This is a genomic window from Pararhizobium sp. PWRC1-1 (assembly GCF_049897905.1).
Classification (GTDB): domain Bacteria; phylum Pseudomonadota; class Alphaproteobacteria; order Rhizobiales; family Rhizobiaceae; genus Pararhizobium.
Genome location: NZ_JAFCXE010000004.1, coordinates 273288 through 292218 on the forward strand (window position 1 = coordinate 273288; position 18931 = coordinate 292218).

Below are 18931 nucleotides of genomic sequence, written 5' to 3' on the forward strand. Positions count from 1 at the left end.
TTACCGTGCCTCGATGCGGTTATCCCGGATGATCAGGATACCTGTATCCGTCACGTCCATTCTCTGGCCGTCCTGAACGAGTGTGGTTGCCGTCGCCTCCTCGATGATCATCGGTCCCTCGATCGATTGCCCAGGCCCAAGCAGGCTGCGTTCATAGACCGGGCATGACACCCAACCCAATGATGCACCGAAATAGACATTACGACGCCCCGTCATGGCCACCTCAATACCATTACTGGTTGCGGCCAGCAACGGCAAGGAGATCACAGGACCGTTCAGGACGGCTTCAAGGTGCAACGTGGTGATTTCTACCCCAGCATCCGGCAAGCGGAACGAATAGGCCCGTTCATGGGCGGCGTGGAAGCGCTCCGCAAAGCTATGCATATCATCCTTGCGGTCAAACTGTGCAAAGACACCGTGTTCCTGGCCTCGATAACGTACTTCAACCTGATAGGTGAACCGGATATCGGCGTCCTGACCCTTGGCGAAGTAATCGACGGCTTCTGCTTCCAGCCCATCGAACCGGCCTGCCAGTTCTTTCAAGGTTTCCTGCGTCAAGGCCGCAAACCAGGTACCGCGAAAATCGGCCCGCGGTTCTGCCGCCAGCATGCCCCAGGCGGAAAAGATTCCCGGATGCGGCGGTATGACGATTGCCTTGACGCTGAGATCGCGGCCGAGACGGGTCGCCAGCGCCGGCCCGGCACCACCGCTGACGACGAATACGGCGTCCCTGGGATCGTGGCCGCGCTGTACCGTCACGAGTTTCAGGGCGTTGATCATGTTGGCATGGGCGATGTCGACGATCGCCAGCGCCGCATCCTCGATGCTCATGCCGAGGGGCGTGGCAACGGTGGCGATCGCATCTGCAGCTTTCTGCTTGTCTAGATGCATGCTGCCGCCGGCAAAGGTGGCCGGATCGAAGATTCCGAGCGTGAGAATGGCATCAGACAGAGTTGGCTTTTTGCCGCCGTGTCCGTAGCAAGCAGGCCCAGGTGTTGAACCCGCACTTTCCGGGCCGACCCGCAATGCTCCCCGTTCGTCAAGCCGGGCGATCGAGCCGCCACCGGAACCGATCTCGACGATATCCACGACAGGCACCTGAACGGGATGGCCGGGACGGATACGGGTGTGCTCCAGCTTGTAATCGACGTTGAGTGTCGGGCGTCCCGCGTGGATCAGTGAACATTTGGCAGTCGTGCCACCGACATCGAGCGACAACACTTCGCTTTCCCCCAGCGCATCGCCAATCCTGGCTGCACCGGCAACGCCGCCTGCGGGTCCAGACTCCACCAGGGTCAGCGGACTTTTGACTGCCTGATCGAAGGTGGAGATACCGCCATTCGACTGCATCGCGTAATAGGGGCATGTCAGCCCCCGCTTCATCAGGGCCTCCTCCAGCCGCTCGAAGTAATACTGAATAATCGGCTGGACATAGGCGTTCAGCACAGCCGTGTTGGACCGTTCGTATTCGCGCCACTGCCGCGATACGGAGTGGCTTGCACAGACGGTGACCTCTGGAAGCGCATCGGCGAGTATACCGGCACACAGAATTTCGTGCTCGGGATTGGCATAGCTGTGAAGGAAAAGAACGGCAATTGCCTCGATCTTTTCTGCCTTGCACCGGGCAATGATCGGTCTCAAATCATCAAGCTCAAGGGGTACGATGACCTTGCCCGAAGCATCGAGGCGCTCGCGCACTTCAAAGCGCAATTCCCGTGGGACGAACGGTTCGGGGCTGTGGAACTGCAGATTGTAGAGATCGGGGCGATTGCCCCGGCCGATTTCGAGCACATCGCGAAAACCCGCAGTGGTTACCAGCGCCGTGCGCACGCCTTTGCGTTCGGTAATGGCATTGATGACGGTGGTTCCACCATGGGCAAAGAACGTGACATCCCGGGTTCTGAGCCCACCCTTCTCTTCCGCCGATGCAATGGCGTTGAGTACGCCGCGGGATTGGTTTTTGACGGTGGTCAGGCTTTTTGCGGTGAAAAGCTCACCGCTGCGCTCGTCATAGCCGACGAGATCGGTAAATGTGCCTCCAACATCGGTTGCCAGCCTGATCATTCTGAAGCCTCCCCGTTATATCGATAAAGACTTGAGGCTTGCGCCCCGGTGAGAAATCCATTGCGCACGTCCTGCTCAACCAGGAGAGGCTCGCGCAGGCCCGGATCACCCCAGCCGCCACCGCCACCGGTTATCACGCGAAGAACATCGCCTTTGCTGAGATCGAGATGCGCCACCCGGCTATAGGTCTGCAGCGCCCCATTGACTGGCGCGATCTGTAAGGCATTGAGTGTCCCCTGCCCGCCGCCATCCATGCCCCAGGGCCGTGTGGCTGTGCGCCCGAAACTGCCGTATGCCGATACGTTGTCGGCAAGCATCTCGTATTCACGCACGATGCCAAAGCCGCCGCGGCGGCGCCCCGCGCCGGCACCACCCTCGACATTGAAGCCGTAGCGCTTGACCCTTAAGGGGAAGCGCGCCTCTATCACCTCGACTGAATAATTGTATGTATCACCATCTGTCAGCGCGATTAGGGCGCCAGCACCGTCGCGATGTTCGCTTGCCCCCCAGCCGCCATGTTGCGGCTCGATATGGATAAACGGCTGACCGCTGTGATCCGTGCCGGAAATATAGACGACACAAAGACTGGAATAGGACCCGGCGGAAAAGCGCGACGGTATCAGAGGCGCCAAAGCCTTCCAGACAAGTTCGGATGCGTGGACGGATCCTTCGTAATACCAACCGGTCGGTGACGGCTTTTCGGCGGTGAAGATGGTTCCGGCGGGACAAATAACGGTCAGGGACCTGAACCAACCTTCGTTGGAAGGATCGTGCGGCCCGACCATTGCCTTGACGATCGTCCTAACCGCCGACTGCAAAGCGCCACGGGCGCAATTGATCGGCCCGGCAACCGCCGGCGGGCACCCGGTGAAATCGATCGTGATGCTGTCGCCGGAAATGGTGACAGCCACCTTCACAGGGATCGGCAGGTGGCTAACGCCGTCTCCATCGATAATATCCGTGGCCTCATAACGACCATCGGGAAGTGCCGCAATTGCCGCGCGGCTACGGGTCTCGCTGGCCGCTAGAAGATTGGCAAAAGCCGCCTCGACGATACCGGCCCCGTACCGGGACGCCAGCTCCGCCATCCGCCGCCCGGCAACCCGAACTGTTGCAACCTGCGCATTGAGGTCACCAAGCGCGATTTCGGGCAGCCTGACATTCTCACTGACAATATTGAGGATTTCATCGGAAAAAACGTCTGCGCGAACGACTTTGACGCCCGGCAGCCGCAAGCCTTCCTGGAACACCGAGGTCGCGTTCGGCGCAAGGCTTCCCGGCACAGACCCGCCCACGTCCAGATAGTGGGCAACATTGATTGCATAGGCGAGGATTTTACCGTCAACGGACAACGGCTTGACGATGGCGAAATCACAGGCGTGCGTGCCGCCGGCATAGGGATCGTTGGACAACAGGATGTCCCCATCGGCCAGGTTACCCGCGAATTTCTCGATGAGCGCCCGCACCTGTACGCCAAAGGTGCCGGTAAACAGGGTGATGCCATTCATCTGGGCAACCAGCTCACCATCCGCCGTCAAAAGGCCGCAGGCGAAATCGAGCACTTCGTAGATGACGGGGCTCATGCTGGTGCGGGCCATGACGATGCCCATTTCGTCGACTGTGGCCATCAACTTGCCTTCGATGATTTCCTGCGTCACAGGATCGACAAGTTTTCCGCCGGTGATCATCGTCTGCAAACCCTCATCACACCTATTAAGGGCAGACTAGGAGCGTTTGACGCGCGGCGGTAGCTGGTCAGATGGGTGGTTGCGTTTCTCCACGGCCTACCCGTTTGGGTGGGTCCTTGATCATTGCAGGACACCTGTGTCGCGACCAACCGTCACCGCTGCCGTCCGGGACGTGACATTCAGCTTGGTGAAAATATTACGCAGGTGAAATTTGACCGTATTGTCGCTGAGATCCAGCTTTCGGCCGATCTCCTTGTTACTGAGACCTGCGCTCAAGAGACGCATCACGCTGCGCTCGCGCTCCGTCAATCCACCGGCTTCGGTCAGGGCGACTGCCGTTGCACGCGTCGTGGCCGGAGGTTTAGCGCTTCCATCAAGCACAAACGTCAATCGCTGCGAGACGACTGCCGGCATTTCCATTGTCGACGCAAGGCGTCGAAGCCAGTCTGTAAAATCGGCCCCTTCGATCTGAAGGATAGCCCGGTAGTCGGCCATTGGCAGTGACAATAGGAGACTGGAGAGGCAGGCGGCAGCTTTGTCCGGCTGCCCCTGCGCCAGCAACAGGCGGATATCGAGCAATCCGAGTTCGATTCGCCGCGGGACATGCGGTTTCAGGGCTTGCTGCGTTGTCAGGCGATAAAACAGATCCCGAGCGCGTGCAATATCCCCTTGAGCTGCGTAAATTCTCGTCCACAGGAGGGCAGGAACACAGCCACGCAGGTTGACAGCAAGATTGTTGGGGGCATCCGCATAACCAGTCTGTGCCTGGAACCCGCTGATCTCGGCGTAGCGTATCGCTTCCTCAATATCGCCTGTCGCAATGAGGAGCGTGACGCGCTCGCCGTCAATCAACCGCGTGAGCCGCTCGAAACCCCGCCGACGCGCCGCGGCCCGGGCGCTGTCGATTGCGGCATGCGCCGCAAGCATATCGCCGCTCAGCCGCAAGACGCGTTGTTGCGCCATTATGCCTGCCGCCAGAAGGTCAAACCAGGTATCGTGCAGTTCCAGATGCGGGAGCGCCCAGGCCAGGGCAGCGGAAGCGGCATCGTGGTCGCCCCGCATCGACAGGACCTCGCTCCATAGCACCTGACCGACGGCATCGAGGTCACTGCCGTCGCCGATATTGGCCTGCGCTTCGGCAATCAGGCTGCGGTATGCATCCTGCGCACTTTTGCTGTCACCGCTGAAAAAAGCCGCCTGACCGATATGGGTGTAGAGATGCATTGCACCAAAATCTGCGCCCCCGTCGCGAAACGCGCGGATCGCCAGTTGCCCATAGTGCATCGCCCGTTCGAGATCCGTGCGGATCAGGAAGTTATAGGCCAGCATGTTGAGCGCCAGTGCCCGATAGATAAGCTCCATATCATCGCCATGCGACAGGTCAGCCTCCAGGGCCGAGAGATCGGCAGCAGTGGCCCAGCGATCGGTATAAAGCGACATGAGCACGCGGACCACGCGCAGGTCGCGGGAGAATTTTCCATCGGCACATGCCCGCTCGGCGATCGCCAGATAGTGGTTGGCTGCATCGAGCTGACCCGCCTTGGCGCTGATGACACACAGACCCAGGGTTGTCAGTGGAAAGCTGGAAAGATTGATGTCGGGGGCTTTGGCGATGAGCGTCTGGAACAGCAACGTTCCACCGCGCGTGGTGGCATAGACCCGCCGCCATCCGCCGGCGGCCTCGACGATGGCAGCTGCGAGGCCCGCGTCACCAGCCAGGAGAGCGTGACGCACCGCTGCGTCATAATCGTGGGCGGCCTCAAACCAGTGCGCGGCCTTTCGCAAGATCGCGTGCGTCTCAATGCCGACCCGCTCCGCCTCTTCCTTGAGGAAGCTGTTGAAGACCGGATGGTAGCGAATCCATGTCCCCTGGCTGTCCAGAACAGCGATGGGGAGAGCGTATTCTCCAAGCCGATTGAACAGAGCTGCTGCATCTGGGCTGCCAGATATTGAGCCTGCCAGCGTGCGGCTGATTGCCGGCAGCGACGCCGTCTCGAGGAGGAAATGCTGAACCACCTTTGGCAAACTGGAAAAAACCTGTTCCGAGAGATAACGGGCCATCTCGAAATTGCTGCCGTCGAACGATTCCAGGATGGCAGCGCTGTCCTTGCTTTCTGCAACGAGAACGCGGACCATCTGTAGCGCCACGGCCCAACCCTCGGTTCGCTTGTTCAATTCGCCGATCTGTTCGCGTGTCAGCGTTGCTGCCTTTCCGGCAAAAAACTCTTGCGCCTCGGTATCCGAAAAGCTGAGATCGGCCGCACCGAGCTGCCGGAACTCGCCGTTCAGCCGCAAAGCGGAGATCGGAAACCGCGGGGCGCTACGGGAAATCAACACGAATTTGACGTGACCAAGATCCTTTGCAGCCAACAGCTTTGCCAGAAGCGATTCCGTCGCATCTGTCTGGGCGAAGTGATAGTCGTCCAGGAAAAGCGTGATTGGGCCGTCGATCCGCCGCAACCGTGTGACGAGAACCGACAAAAGTGTAGCGACCGGCATGCTGCTGGCATCAAGGCCCCGCCGCTCGCCTTGAAGCAAACCCTGCAGCGCCTCCAGCAGGGCAATGAGGAAGTGGCTTTGGTCGCAATCATCCGGCTCGAGCGGCAACCAGATCAGCTTTCCACCCTGGCTTTTCAGCAGATCGTGCCATTGCGCAGCAAACGACGTCTTGCCGTAACCGGCGGGCGCGACGATCGTCGTCAACCGCCGTGGCCCCAAATGCAGCAGTTGGTGCAAGAGATTGCGCCGGCGGATATGCTGGCTGCCATGTACCGGTGGTTGAAATCGGGTTTGACGCGTCACCATTCCCTATGTTTGCTGGGGCCGGAACAGATTGCAAGTTCAGGATGGAAATAAGCGGTTACTAAATTCGGAAATGGTGGACTATTGTGGGGACGCCTCAGAAACAATGGCGCTAGACGGAGTTGACGAGCTTTAACAGCTTGCTGGGTTCAGTTGGTGCCAGAAGCAAAATTCACTTTGGCCAACTTCAGGATCTGTCGTACTTGTGATGGCGAAGTTCTTGAAGGTGCTGATAATCGCTGAGCCAGAATCTGTTTCCAGTCATCGAGGCGCTCATCGATCGCAGGTGGATGATTTAACATGGCCGCTACGGCATCAGACTTTTCAGTATTGCCCCGAAAGATAACGGCTGGAGTGCGAACGGCCGCCGCCGCAATGTAATGATGAAATCTGCCTGTAATCAGCAAGCTGGCGGATCGGAACTCCGCCATCCAGTCGTCGATGGAAGTAGGTCTGCTGATTTCAAGATTGGGAATCTCTTGTTGCATGCTTTCAAAATGAACAATGTCTTCGGGCGGTTCATGTTTGTGCCCACCTGATAGAAAGATCACACGAGATCTGTCATTAATGTGCAGTCGTATTTCTCTTGCCACTGAAGCTGCAACCTCAGGCGACCAATACGATGCCGCACCAATAACAACTGCATTCTGCGCACGTCGGACTTTCGTATATTTCGATACAAAGAGGGGAAGGCAATCAAATCCTAGTTCACTGGAGATACTCAGTCGGCAATAATTTAGCTGTGACTTGGATTCCCGGACAACGATTCTATCAACTTTTTCCAAGCATGCCTTATAGAATAAATCACGCTCCTCTATAACGCCCTCCGATTTGGCAGACGGGAAACAACTGTGATTGATTAGGTGCACTGACCTTTTGTAAATATTTTTAACAACATAAATGAGCGACAGTAACTGTCGGCATCCCGCATGAAATCCATGTATAGTCCCCTCGCCGTTCACGACAATTAGATCGCTTCTTTCGATGGCTCTATGAAGAAATGGGTTTATCAATTTCAATTGATTATAAAACTGGAAGAAATCTTGATCACCCGGTGAGAGAGGAGCGTCAGGGAGTCCAAAATGAGTACTTTCAACATCTATAGGCTTCACAGAATATCCAGATTCTATGAGGTGATTATAGATCATCATGGATGTGCCATAGCATCCCCAATGATAACTATCTGACGTATCGTTCAATAGTAGCGCCCGCCCAGAACGCCCAACCGACCGAGTTTTGCTAAAAAACGCAGTTGCTAGACCCAAGTTTACACCTCTAAAAGTTTATTAGTTGACACACGCTTCTCTGCGATGGTCGTGCCAGAGCTGAAATCGACGCACAAGCTTTCCTTTCGAGAGACCAAGTTTTCCAGGACGCCACACTACAGCCGGCCCGGGAGCTAGTAGGAGAGCTTTCTAACGTCACAGGTCATCAGCATTAACCCCGGTTTTAACGTTAGAATATTGCCTGGCTAGCAAAATCCGCCCGCCAGACGCCGCATCAGCCATAAATCAACAGAACTCCTCAGCGAAAAGTGTTGAAAGACCTTGCGATAGCGAAATTTGTGCTTCAACACCGAGCTCATCTCTGAGAGAGGATGGATCCCCAATAGAGTCACGAACCTCCCCATTCCGCTCCTGTGAAAACAAAACAACGTTTTTTCTTGCCGTTATAGATTCAAGTGTATCTATGATCTCAAGCAAACTACTTCCTTTACCTGTGCAAACGTTATAAACACGAAATCCTAGTTTATTAAATTCCATTCCACTCTTTAACGCATTAACTACATCACTGACAAATACAAAGTCTCGAGTTTGCTTCCCATCACCAAATATAGTGATCGGTTTACGCTCGATCATCCGGCGTACAAAAATGCTTACGACACCTGAATACGGAGACGAAGGATCTTGACCCGGCCCATAAACATTAAAGAACCTAAAAGCTGTTACCTGCATTCCGAATGCACTTGCAGCAACAGCTCCGTGAAGTTCACATCCCAGCTTATCGGCTCCATAGGCGGACAATGGCTCTACACTCGCACCTTCCACTAACGGCACGTTTTTATTAGCTCCATACACTGCTGCTGACGAGGCAAATACTACTGGTATATTCCTGCGGTCTTCGCTACCACGGGCAGCATTCAAAACCGCGATGGTACCAGACATATTGGTCCGATGCGTTTCCTGCCAAGCTTCAATGGATCTCTGCACCGAAGCTACAGCAGCCAGATGGTAGCATCCATCTACTCCCTGCATGCATCTATCAGTTACAACCCCATTCGCGACATCCCCCACTACGAGCTCGACACCCGGTGGCAATTTTGCTTTCTTGCCCGTCGAGAGGTCGTCGAGTACGCGAACCGTATGCCCCTCCCGAATCAAGGAGCGTACAAGATGTGAGCCAATGAACCCGCACCCGCCAGTAACCAAGAACTTACTCAACAGATCTCTCTTTTAAATTTCATGACTATATTCATCGACTTCTTGCTAACATAAAATCAGCGATAGTTTTCTCTATTCCCTTTTTGAACGAAACCTTTGGCTGCCACTTCAACACATCCTGAGCCTTAGTTGTGTTCAAATACGCAACATCCACATCGGTGGGCCTCGCCGCCAGATATTCCCGTTCAATCTGGATCCCTAATGATTCTTCTATGGCAAGAACTACTTCCTGAACAGAACGAGACTCACCACTTCCGATGTTGTACAATTCACCGCCCTTCGCGTTATGCTTTATTGCGTGTAGAATTGCCTCGATCAAATCATCGATAAATATGTAGTCGCGCCTCGCGCTGCCGTCACCAAAGATCTTTATAGGTTCTCCCAAGCTGATATTTCGAAGAATAGCAGGAACAAGCCCTTGGCCCTTTTTCAACTGTTGACCAGGTCCGTAAGGATTAGAAACTCTAAGTGTTATACTATTTAACCCATCAACAAATCCGAACATTCCAAGGTATTTTTCGACCACCAATTTTGTTAAGCCGTGGGAGTTAATTGGATTGGTTGGGCTATCCTCACTACTTGGTACTTTTGCATCCGGTCCGTATACGGTGCCACCAGAAGATAAAAATATAATTTTTTCTACGCCGCTCCTAATGCATTCCTGAATAAACTCTACATGGGGAATCACGTTTTCTTGTATATCAGCAATAGCAAAATCATTTTTCAGCCCTGGGCTTGACGTGGATATTAGCTGAACGACAACTTCCACTCCAACAAGAGCATTAGCGCGATCCATCGGGTGAAAGAAATCACCTTCTATGAACTGGACATAATCCGTTGTATTCTTGTCCAGCACTCCGTCGAAGCGTCGGGAAAAAACTTTGACTTTCTCCCCCCCGGCTAACAGCCGGGTGGTTAGATGACGACCAATGAAGCCATCTCCTCCAAATATTGCAATCACTGTTAATATCTCACCGCTAACCAAAAATTCCGTGAATCAAGGCCTTTAGACCCCAAGATAACGTTGATCGATGTCGTTGCAAAACAGGTCAGATGGCCGCGGCATGCATCTCGCCGAATTAGTTTCAGCGACAAGCGATGCCCGCTTTCTCCTAATAACATGACCAGTTCCTGGGACAATTTTATGGATCACTCCATGAGAAATTGTTTCCAAATGCCAAGACCAGTCTTCGTAACCAATCTGTTTTGATATTTCTGTCATTCTATACGGTATACGAATCAGCATATCTCGCTTCGCAAAACAAAGGGCAGTCCAACAGTTAGAAAGTGCAAGAGACGAGAGAGTAAAGTCTGGATCTTCCATATCAATGTGTTGATATACATGTGGATCGTGTCCGAAATAAACGTTAAGCTCGGGATGCCAAACGACCATTCTCGTGTCCATTCTCGCGGTTTTTAGCGCACTGACGAGCCAGTTGGCACCCCATAGATCGTCAGCATCCAAAAAGGCGATCCATTCTCCTGCCGAAGCGTCTACTCCAGCGTTGCGCGCCAAGCCTAAATCTCCAAAGTCCACCGCTAATAGCCGGGCCCAAGAATGTTCTGCCGCAAACTCGCTAAACAGCTCGAGGGTGCCGTCATCCGGTCGATCGAGAACCAGTATTGCTTCCACACTACGTCCAGAATTTTCGGCCATCATCACATTTTGAGAGAGACTTAGCAAAGAAGGCTTCGCCAAAAGCCCCTCTTTATGGCCGTTTATAATTACACTGATATCAAAATCACTCATTTTAGCCCCATGCGTAAAATCCACATCAGAAGATACGATTCACTCAAGAAACCCATCACACGATGACAGGTCGAAAAGGAATTTTTCCCACTTATGCGCTTCCTTAATTCTTTCAAGCATCGTACCACAACGGGCTTTCGCCTCACTGGGGTTTAATTGAACCTGGTCCAAGGCCTGAATATAGGCATTCGCGTCAGCAACATTATCGATAATCCATCCTGTAGAACCATCCACGAGTTCAGAAACTCCGCCGACATCCGATGCCACTATGGGCAGTTCCGCCATTGCCGCATTAATGATCGTTGTGGGCGTCCCTTCCCACAATGACGTAAACAGCAAACACGAGTAATCCTCCAGAGGGATCGCTCCAAATGAATCGTAAGGGCCCATTAAAGTAAGATTAGTTAGTTTGTCGTTAGCTTGAACGAGCATATCATTATACTCCTCGTCACCTCGACCGTAGACATGAAATTGCAAATGTGGTGCCATTTCTATTATTGACACGAGCAATTCAACATTTTTCTGACGCGAAAATCTCCCTGCCCAAAGGATTGGACGCCCGGAGACGTCCCAATCTTTTTGGGACCGCGAATGCACATCATCAGAGACGGGCTGCTTAAGAACAATTAGCCGTTTTCTATAGCTCTCTGTAAGCCCATACTCGGAGGAGAGTTCTTCGCTAAATCGCTTGTTGTCAACATACACCTTAGAGAGATATGGCAGACACGAACGAAAATGAGTGCTCGAGTATCCGGCAGGCTGTCCATCTTTCGTATAGTCCTTACAAAATAGTGTTGCGAATAGCCTTGATATATTAGATAGAGCTTTTCCACGACGCTCAAACGCATCCCAAGCGGCACGACTGTTAACATTAATGACCGATATTGGCCTGAGGGCCAAAATTAGCGCCTCTAGCAGTTGTATCCGTTCTTCATGCTGCAAGTCAGCGTCATATTCAGAAAAGACACATATATTCGCTTCGGCAGGTAGCCATGATCCGGCGCTTACATCAGCGTAGTCGGAAATAATAAAAAGCACGTTAGAAGCACCATGCCGGGTGATCGCGGCTTTGACTAGGTTGCACGCAACCAAATCGGCCCCGCCATGTGTCAGCCAGGGCGCTATTATAAAATGCGTGTAGGAACTCTTAAGTGATGAGTAGATCGCACCCCAAACTGACGCAAATTTGTCGCCCCTAATGCTTCTGAACCATGGAACGTTCTTAAGATCGGAGAACTCAACTGTTGCAACCAAATCCGGCTCGAATTGCGAGTTATCGCGAATCACTTCTTGCGCTAGCGAGAGCAATCTCTCATCTCGACCCAATAGCCTTCCTTCGGGAAGCCCGCGTACAATGTAGTGTACCAATGGGTTAAGTCCCGTCTCCCGAACGTCGGGATACTGCTCTACATACTGCCTAGTATCAAACTCAGGACTTGCCTTACGTCCCTCGAATCCTCCATGATTCAAAAAGTGGTAAAAGGGATCCATATCCCCTATGTCAGGATTTGCATTTCGATACCATTGAGGGTCGAATAGTCCGGAATCGTGAATCAACGCCGCATGGAGCGCAGGAGATGTCTCCAGCACCCTATCGAGCGACGGATCGAGGTGGCTCAAATCGCGCGTTTGACCAATGCTAGCTAGAGCCGACAGGGATTTTTGCAATTCGTTGGTGGCATCGAACACCAATTGGGTTGATCCACTCAATTTTCGCCGGACGCGCTCAGCAATCCCAGAATACGACAGGGGTAGAGCTTTTCTATTTATAAACTGTGCCAAGTAGGCAGAATTTGCCAATACGTCTTCGACGACACGCTGATACTTCATCAAGACTTCATCTTGAACACTTAAACTATTTTTTGCCAACTGTATATTTCGTTGATATACATGGTTTTCCATTTCTATAATTAATTTAAGAGTTTTGTTCTCGAGTTCATTTTTTTCTTTTTCCTTGAAGTGAGAGTATCTCTCTTGAGAAAGTTTTGCCTTATACAAAGACAGCATTTTTAAAGCGTCTCGTTCAGATTCTAGCAATTTTTGTATCCTGATTTGGTCTTGCGTTTCACGCAACCGACTTTCTTCAAGCTCCAAATCAAGCTTGGCAATGTCGGCTTGGAAAGTATCGATCGCGTGCATTAGATTTTTTTTATCGCTAATATATCGCTGCAGGTTATTGGCAGCGTCGAACGCCGTGCTCGTCAGTGAATTGATCTGAGAGGTCTTATTGTAGAATATTCTCGCTACAGCTTCTGGTCGCTGCTCTCCATCCACAAGAACGCTTAGGGCAGTTGCGCACCGTGTGCCTGCGTCAAGTACCGCAGTCATTTCTCTTAACGCGAAATCCGGAGGGTGATCCAGACTACCAAAATCTGCTTCCCAATCCACCCCAACTGCAATTCTGGCTATATCGAGCCCTCGCCGCCAAAGATAGCGTGCCTTGGCGCGGTCTCCCCGTCCGAACGCCATAACGCCTGCTCTAAACGAAGCTTCCACCGTTTTGGTAGCAAGCAGGCTTGAGTATTGGTCAAACGGCATATCCGCAGTCTGCCCGAATAATTTTTCTGCCTTGACCAATTCTCCGAGTGTCAAGTGAAGCAACGCGGACACAAAAGTGAGTGACGTGACCCAACGAACCTTAGCCGGCGACATTTTACCAACAGCTTCTAATAAATCCTGTATCTCCACCAACAGTTTTCTTATTCGTGGAAAACCGCTGAAAATGTCTAATTCTCGATAAGATAGAACACACAGCGCGGCGGCCCGCTCGTTCCAGTTAGTCGACGTCTTCTTCACCTTCTCGGCGAGTTTGCTCAACTCTAAAGGATCGCTCATCCTCACACCAATCGATACCATGCTCCTCATAAGCCACGGATTGCTGTATTCTTGAGAGAAGTTTAGCAAATTTGGTTTGCGGTCTGACGCTTCTTTAGGAAATAGTTTTTCTCGATATTCTGCCTTGGTTTCGGCAAGAGGCGGCCGCATGCAAACAGCCACACACCACTCACAATCTTTGACCCCAGGATTTGCCGCTGGAACCTCACTCCATTCGCGGCCAGCGGTTACCCATGCGCCATTGCGCTTATGACGACTAGCACTTTGAGCAAAGGTCTTTTCAACGAGAAAACGATTGGAAAGCTCGTCAAGCAAACGTTCCCACGTATATGCCTGAAAACGATGGGGATTCGGATCCTTGCCGTCCTCTTCCGTCCAGTTATTTGGCACGCTAACTACCAACCGCCCACCGGGGGTCAAAGCACGGAAGCATGCGTCTAGGAATCTAGCTGGCTCGCGAAGATGCTCCAACGTCTCGAAGCTTGCAATAAAATCGAAAGCCCCCTCCTCTAATTCCTCGATATAATCAGGCAAATCAGCTTTCACAAAATTCAACCCCGTCCGAATCGAGGCGAAAGACTGTGTCGCGTAGTCCACGGCATATTGGCTGTTGTCGACGCCTACTACCTCGCCGGCCAAGGAATTTTCAAAAAGAATCTGCGCGCCGTACCCGAGACCGCACGCTGCATCCAAAACTCTGTCCCCCGCACGAATAAACGCAGCCGCAGCGAAGTAACGTATTATGTGAGCATCGGATCTTACGCCGCCTTCCCGCGACATATCCATATGAAGGCTGCGTTCGGCCGCGAGGCTGATTAGGGGATAATTTTGTTGAACTTTAGCATCAACGCTTTCAAATATAAGCGTCGATACCTGTTCCATCTCTATGTCACTATAATTTATAGCTTTGAATAGGCGAGGATGCTTGCGAAACCCCGCTGAGATTATGGTATGTTCCCACCAAGCTCGATTGCGCCCTGGACTACCGATGCTATCAGCACCCAGCGTAATTTGGAAGTATAGAGCCCCCTGAGTGGCAGCCAGCAATCGTGACAAGAACGCTGAAATCAGCTCATCATCCCAGCTACCAATCGGCTCTGTAACTAATACCAGATCCGCTTGGTAAATCCCTAGGTCTGCATCGAGACCAGAACCAACTGTTACACGATCACCGCACTTACTTATGGCATGCTCTACAATCATTGGATCCGGATCAATTCCGAATGCTTCCTGACCTGCAGATAGAAACTGCTGTACGAGCTCCCCGTTTCCGCATCCGATATGCAGCACTCTGGACAATCCAAACAGGTTGATAAAATTAGAAGCGTTCAACCCTATACTCCCCCACACAAATCGCAATTACCCGAACCAATCGCGGTGCCCCCGTCGGTGTCTTTGTTCATTCCAGCTGAACATTCCTTTGGATTCTTGCAATCCTCAATCTTACAGCGTTCTTGTCATTGCCTCTGGATTTTTCCCCGTAAGTTGATTGTGCCCCGACATATCATCAGCCATTCCAAATCTAAATCCGATAAATCGTCGAAACATATCAAATTGCTCAAATCGTTCATATTCGCAGCAAACGATACACCGAATCTGCTGGGAACCTGGTGCGCATGTGAGCGGTTGGTGCCGGTAAGTGTACTTCGTTACCGGCTTCCTTAGTTCCGTTATTGACTGAAGACCGCCGTCAACGACCCTCGCATAGACCAACAGGAACAATGTCAATTTTCTGAAAGCCAATACCCATGAGATCATTGCAGCCATCAAATAGGAGCGCACTGGTTTCATATGGCCTTCAGATATACGTATCTTTGCATCTCGTCATCGCCCGATCTGTCGACGGATGCAAGTTTGAAGTCGGTCGCAATTGAAAGCAGATAATCAATCGTCATTGACGTGTCACCATAGGTAATGTCGCCGTCAATTGCATCGCGATGATGGGGCACGAAGGCAAATCCTACGGATCGATGCGCATGCTCTACAGCCTCAAAGAAAGCTTCGGTTTTATCGCGGTAGACTGCCCTCCAATATTCGATCGGCCTAACCGTAATACACAAGACCGCGCCAGATCTCATATGTTGGCGAATGGTTGAGAGAGACTGCTTCGTGGCTCGCTCGCTTAGATGGGTGAATACCGAGAACGCGAAAACAAAATCAAAATTGACCGGTACGGGGAGCGAAGTCGGAAGGTAGTCTGAAATCGATACATTGTCTTTTAAGCCAGCTTCGTGGCAGATCCTAATGGATTCAGTCCAGGGGTCAACGCCATGAACATCGTCGCTGAAATACGCGAAAGCGCGAAGCAATCGGCCATAGCCGCATCCGAAATCTAGGATCTTTTTCCCCTTAAGGGACGAGCCGGTTATCTCGGCATAATTGAAGGTCGCAGCTCTGGCGAAGGAGACGGATTGATTCATTAAGATCGGACCACTCGATCCGGTCCAACTCGATTGCACGTCGATTGAAGCCATACTTGGGAGAATACCTGAAATTCTAGGGTACTCCATTGCCGGCATGCGCCACAGCGTCCCCAAGAAATCATTGATCCCCAACTTCCGAAGCTCTCGATAAACCGCTATTCTGTCGTCGACATCCGCCGCGTCCTCAACCTTCTGAAGTTGCTCAGCAATATACTCAAAATTGTTCATAAACGCTCTCCATCACGCTAGCCCGGCTCTTTGACACCAGACCGGCTCGCTCCGTAGAAAATTCGCTACTCCTTGGCAGATCTGCCCGCCCAAGTATCTACTCAACCCCTATGCGCGCCTCCGTCGAAGCGCCAAGATTCCTAAAACTTCGTTAGGGAGATCTCTGGTTCCATCTCAAATACAACATCACTCCACAGCACGGTCCATCGGTTCATTTTAGAATTACGAAACTGACGCTATAGCTCCGTACTATCCTTGACACTGGCGACCAATAGCGCACCAATTGACCAAAGGACAAGGCACCCTAACAAAACTAGGAGTGTGTCGAGAAATACACGAGGGAAAAGCGCATGCTCTGGCTTGAAAGGGGGAACCACCACAACCAGATAAATTTGCTGTTTCTCCACGTTGCGTCTCGCCTCTTCGTAGCTTGCGCGCGAAAGGGTATAGATTTGTTCGGCAAACTCCTGCCGCAATTTTAACAGCTCGAAGTCCTTAAGTTGCATGGACACGGACGACGCCTTGTCTCCTGTCAGCATCGCTTCCAAATCTCGTATTTTAGTTTTGATAACATCCAGACTAGATTGCACGTATCTGTCACCAGGCCGCCCCTTTACACCTGTCGAATCCGATACTGCAAGCTGACTTTCCAGTTGTATTTTTTTTAGTGTAAGCGTTGAGATCAAGGCGGCTATTTGTTTGGCACTCTGAGCGGGATCGATAGACCCGGTATTCTGCTGCAACGTGAGTAACTGTAGGCGAGCATCCGCCAACTCCGTCATGCTCCGTGTAACTTCTTCTTGCGCGCGACGCAAAGCATCTTCGCGGCTGCGCCGGGAGATGCGATTGATCAAGGCTTCGCTCGATGAGACAAGCCTCTGTGCCAATGACTGTGCATCATCGGCTGTATAACCCCTCACCCGTACAGTAAGGATGTTTGAGACCGTATCCACCGACGCTGTGACCTTGCGTTGCCAATAGGCAGTCAACTCCTCAGCGTAATCTTTGGAGTTTAGGCGAGATAGCCAGTCAATTGTGGGTTTATCGTATAATGCGGCCAATGTTGTACGCCCCCCCACATCCTCAATAGCAGCGCGGCTTCTGAGGTAGTCGAGAATAATTCGCGAATCCTGTGCAGGCGAACCGCTCTGTCCTAAGCCAAGTTTGCCGATTATCGAACTCGCTCCTCCTGACATTGTCGAGGACTTCGCGGTGCTGTCCGATGCAGCTCGAATTGTCAGCTTTGTTTCAGCGACATAGACATCCGATGCGATAAGAAAATAGTAAAAAAACGCGATCAGAGGCGGGAAAACAACAAGAAGCAAAAAACTGCCAGTAAGAATTCGTCCAACGCCGCCGCCCTTTGCTGTCTCGTGCCTTTCTCTGACACCACGGGCCAAAATATATTCACCCGTGGACTTCATAAATCGAAATCCCGCTAGACGCCGTGCCGCCGTTGTTAAGTTTGATTTACCTTCGGTGGCTTCTATTTTTTTATCTTTCAGCGCTAAAGCTTCCTCATCTGCACGCACGCTCCCCACCTCAAATTCGGTAGATGTCGCCGCGTGTTCAATGCCGCGGTCTTTCTGTGGGGTTTGCATCTAGATGTTTTCCGGAGATTGCGCTGGCAGATTCGCTCTACCGTGTTCAAGCGCTATTTTTAGACCAGCTTCCACCGCCTCACAAGCGAAGGAGTAAAGTGCAATATCCTCATCAAGCAAATCCGCAACGAGGCCAAGTTCCCCCAAATTCGCCGCCAACTCCAAGGTGCCGGGTAATATCTCAAGTTGGCTTCCCTGCACGATCGGCGCCGCCAACGATGCATCAAGCATGGACGCAAAATCATCATACAAGGGCCGTACACCAACGACATCGAACTGCGCTAGGCTATCTAATGCTACGCTCACGTTGCGTCGTTGTAATTCCGACTCGGGTCCACCGCCAAATACTGTTGTCATAGGAGAGCGAAAAAGCCGCCGGGACTCTGGTGCCATCTTTCGAAAGCCAGTGAGTACAGATTTTCGATCGGAAAACTCCATTTCCGCAATAAGCTGCAGTACCTCCTCGTACTTTTCTAACGAAGGGCTTAGAGCATTTCGGTTCGAACGCTTTGCTAAATGCGCGATAAAGAGCAATCGTTCTGCCAAATCTTCAAACGGATCCCGAAGGAGTGCTGCCGTTACATATTCTTTTTCACGCGCGAGACTTCCATGCCTGCTCCAGTTGGGTTGACCTGTAACGAAAATCGAGGAGGCAGCTTTATTTGCCATGACCGCGCTGATCGTTTCAATAGGGAGCCTATCAACCACCGGATAAGATAATGCGAAATGTGCCATAACGCGTCTAATTATTCGAATTTGTGGAAAGATTGAGACGTCGATAAAAAGCAGTTTTCTCTCAAGATGTTGAGCCGGATCCGGCCGCCGATAGATGGGTATACCGGACCGTGCATCAATGATGGTTACATCTACGATTTCCGCGAGATCCGCAACATACTGCTCATCAATATTAAAACCAGCAAGCCCAGTTGAATGAAGGCCTAAGTCACGAAGATCCGCTCTAAGAACATTCGCAGACATCGTAACATCTGGCCGTCCCGGCACCCTGACGACAAAGGTTGGCACATCACCGGGATTATCCGGAACAACCCACCCAGAGATCGAGGAGCCACTGTCATGATCTACAAAAAAATGCATACCG

11 protein-coding genes are annotated in these 18931 nt (G+C 52.0%); all 11 read right to left on the reverse strand.

Features of this window, described 5'->3' with window-relative positions:
- The 11 genes from ACP7E0_RS09265 to ACP7E0_RS09315 all read right to left on the reverse strand — a co-directional run bounded on the left by ACP7E0_RS09265 (position 1) and on the right by ACP7E0_RS09315 (position 18927).
- Positions 1–2064 (reverse strand): hydantoinase/oxoprolinase family protein, encoded by a 2064-nt coding sequence (locus tag ACP7E0_RS09265; protein ID WP_426124432.1) that lies wholly within the window; start codon positions 2062–2064, stop codon positions 1–3.
- Positions 2061–3752 carry a hydantoinase B/oxoprolinase family protein gene (locus ACP7E0_RS09270; protein ID WP_426124545.1) on the reverse strand — a complete coding sequence of 564 codons (1692 nt, stop codon included), beginning with the start codon at positions 3750–3752 and terminating at the stop codon, positions 2061–2063. The genes ACP7E0_RS09265 and ACP7E0_RS09270 overlap by 4 nt, the downstream gene beginning before the upstream one ends.
- 120 nt (positions 3753–3872) lie before the next feature.
- The gene (locus ACP7E0_RS09275) at positions 3873–6557 is read right to left on the reverse strand and encodes a LuxR C-terminal-related transcriptional regulator (RefSeq protein WP_426124433.1); all 2685 of its coding nucleotides are present in this window, start codon (positions 6555–6557) and stop codon (positions 3873–3875) included.
- A 146-nt stretch (positions 6558–6703) separates the two neighbouring features.
- Positions 6704–7705, reverse strand: a complete 1002-nt coding sequence (locus ACP7E0_RS09280) for a polysaccharide pyruvyl transferase family protein (RefSeq protein ID WP_426124434.1) — start codon at positions 7703–7705, stop codon at positions 6704–6706.
- Between the two features lie 360 nt (positions 7706–8065).
- Complete coding sequence (locus ACP7E0_RS09285; protein WP_426124435.1) at positions 8066–8995, reverse strand: NAD-dependent epimerase/dehydratase family protein; 930 nt, start codon at positions 8993–8995, stop codon at positions 8066–8068.
- A 31-nt stretch (positions 8996–9026) separates the two neighbouring features.
- On the reverse strand, positions 9027–9956 hold the full coding sequence (locus tag ACP7E0_RS09290; RefSeq protein ID WP_426124437.1) for an NAD-dependent epimerase/dehydratase family protein: 930 nt from the start codon (positions 9954–9956) through the stop codon (positions 9027–9029).
- A 45-nt stretch (positions 9957–10001) separates the two neighbouring features.
- Positions 10002–10745: a glycosyltransferase family 2 protein gene (locus ACP7E0_RS09295; protein ID WP_426124438.1), complete on the reverse strand. Its 744-nt coding sequence runs from the start codon at positions 10743–10745 to the stop codon at positions 10002–10004.
- A gap of 39 nt (positions 10746–10784) precedes the next feature.
- Positions 10785–14912 carry a methyltransferase domain-containing protein gene (locus tag ACP7E0_RS09300; RefSeq protein ID WP_426124440.1) on the reverse strand — a complete coding sequence of 1376 codons (4128 nt, stop codon included), beginning with the start codon at positions 14910–14912 and terminating at the stop codon, positions 10785–10787.
- Between the two features lie 455 nt (positions 14913–15367).
- A complete protein-coding gene (locus ACP7E0_RS09305) occupies positions 15368–16231 on the reverse strand; it encodes a class I SAM-dependent methyltransferase (RefSeq protein ID WP_426124442.1) in 864 nt (287 codons plus the stop codon).
- Positions 16232–16467: 236 nt separating this feature from the next.
- Positions 16468–17832, reverse strand: a complete 1365-nt coding sequence (locus ACP7E0_RS09310) for a hypothetical protein (RefSeq protein WP_426124443.1) — start codon at positions 17830–17832, stop codon at positions 16468–16470.
- A complete protein-coding gene (locus ACP7E0_RS09315) occupies positions 17833–18927 on the reverse strand; it encodes a hypothetical protein (protein WP_426124444.1) in 1095 nt (364 codons plus the stop codon). It abuts the gene before it with no gap.
- Positions 18928–18931 lie beyond the last annotated feature (4 nt).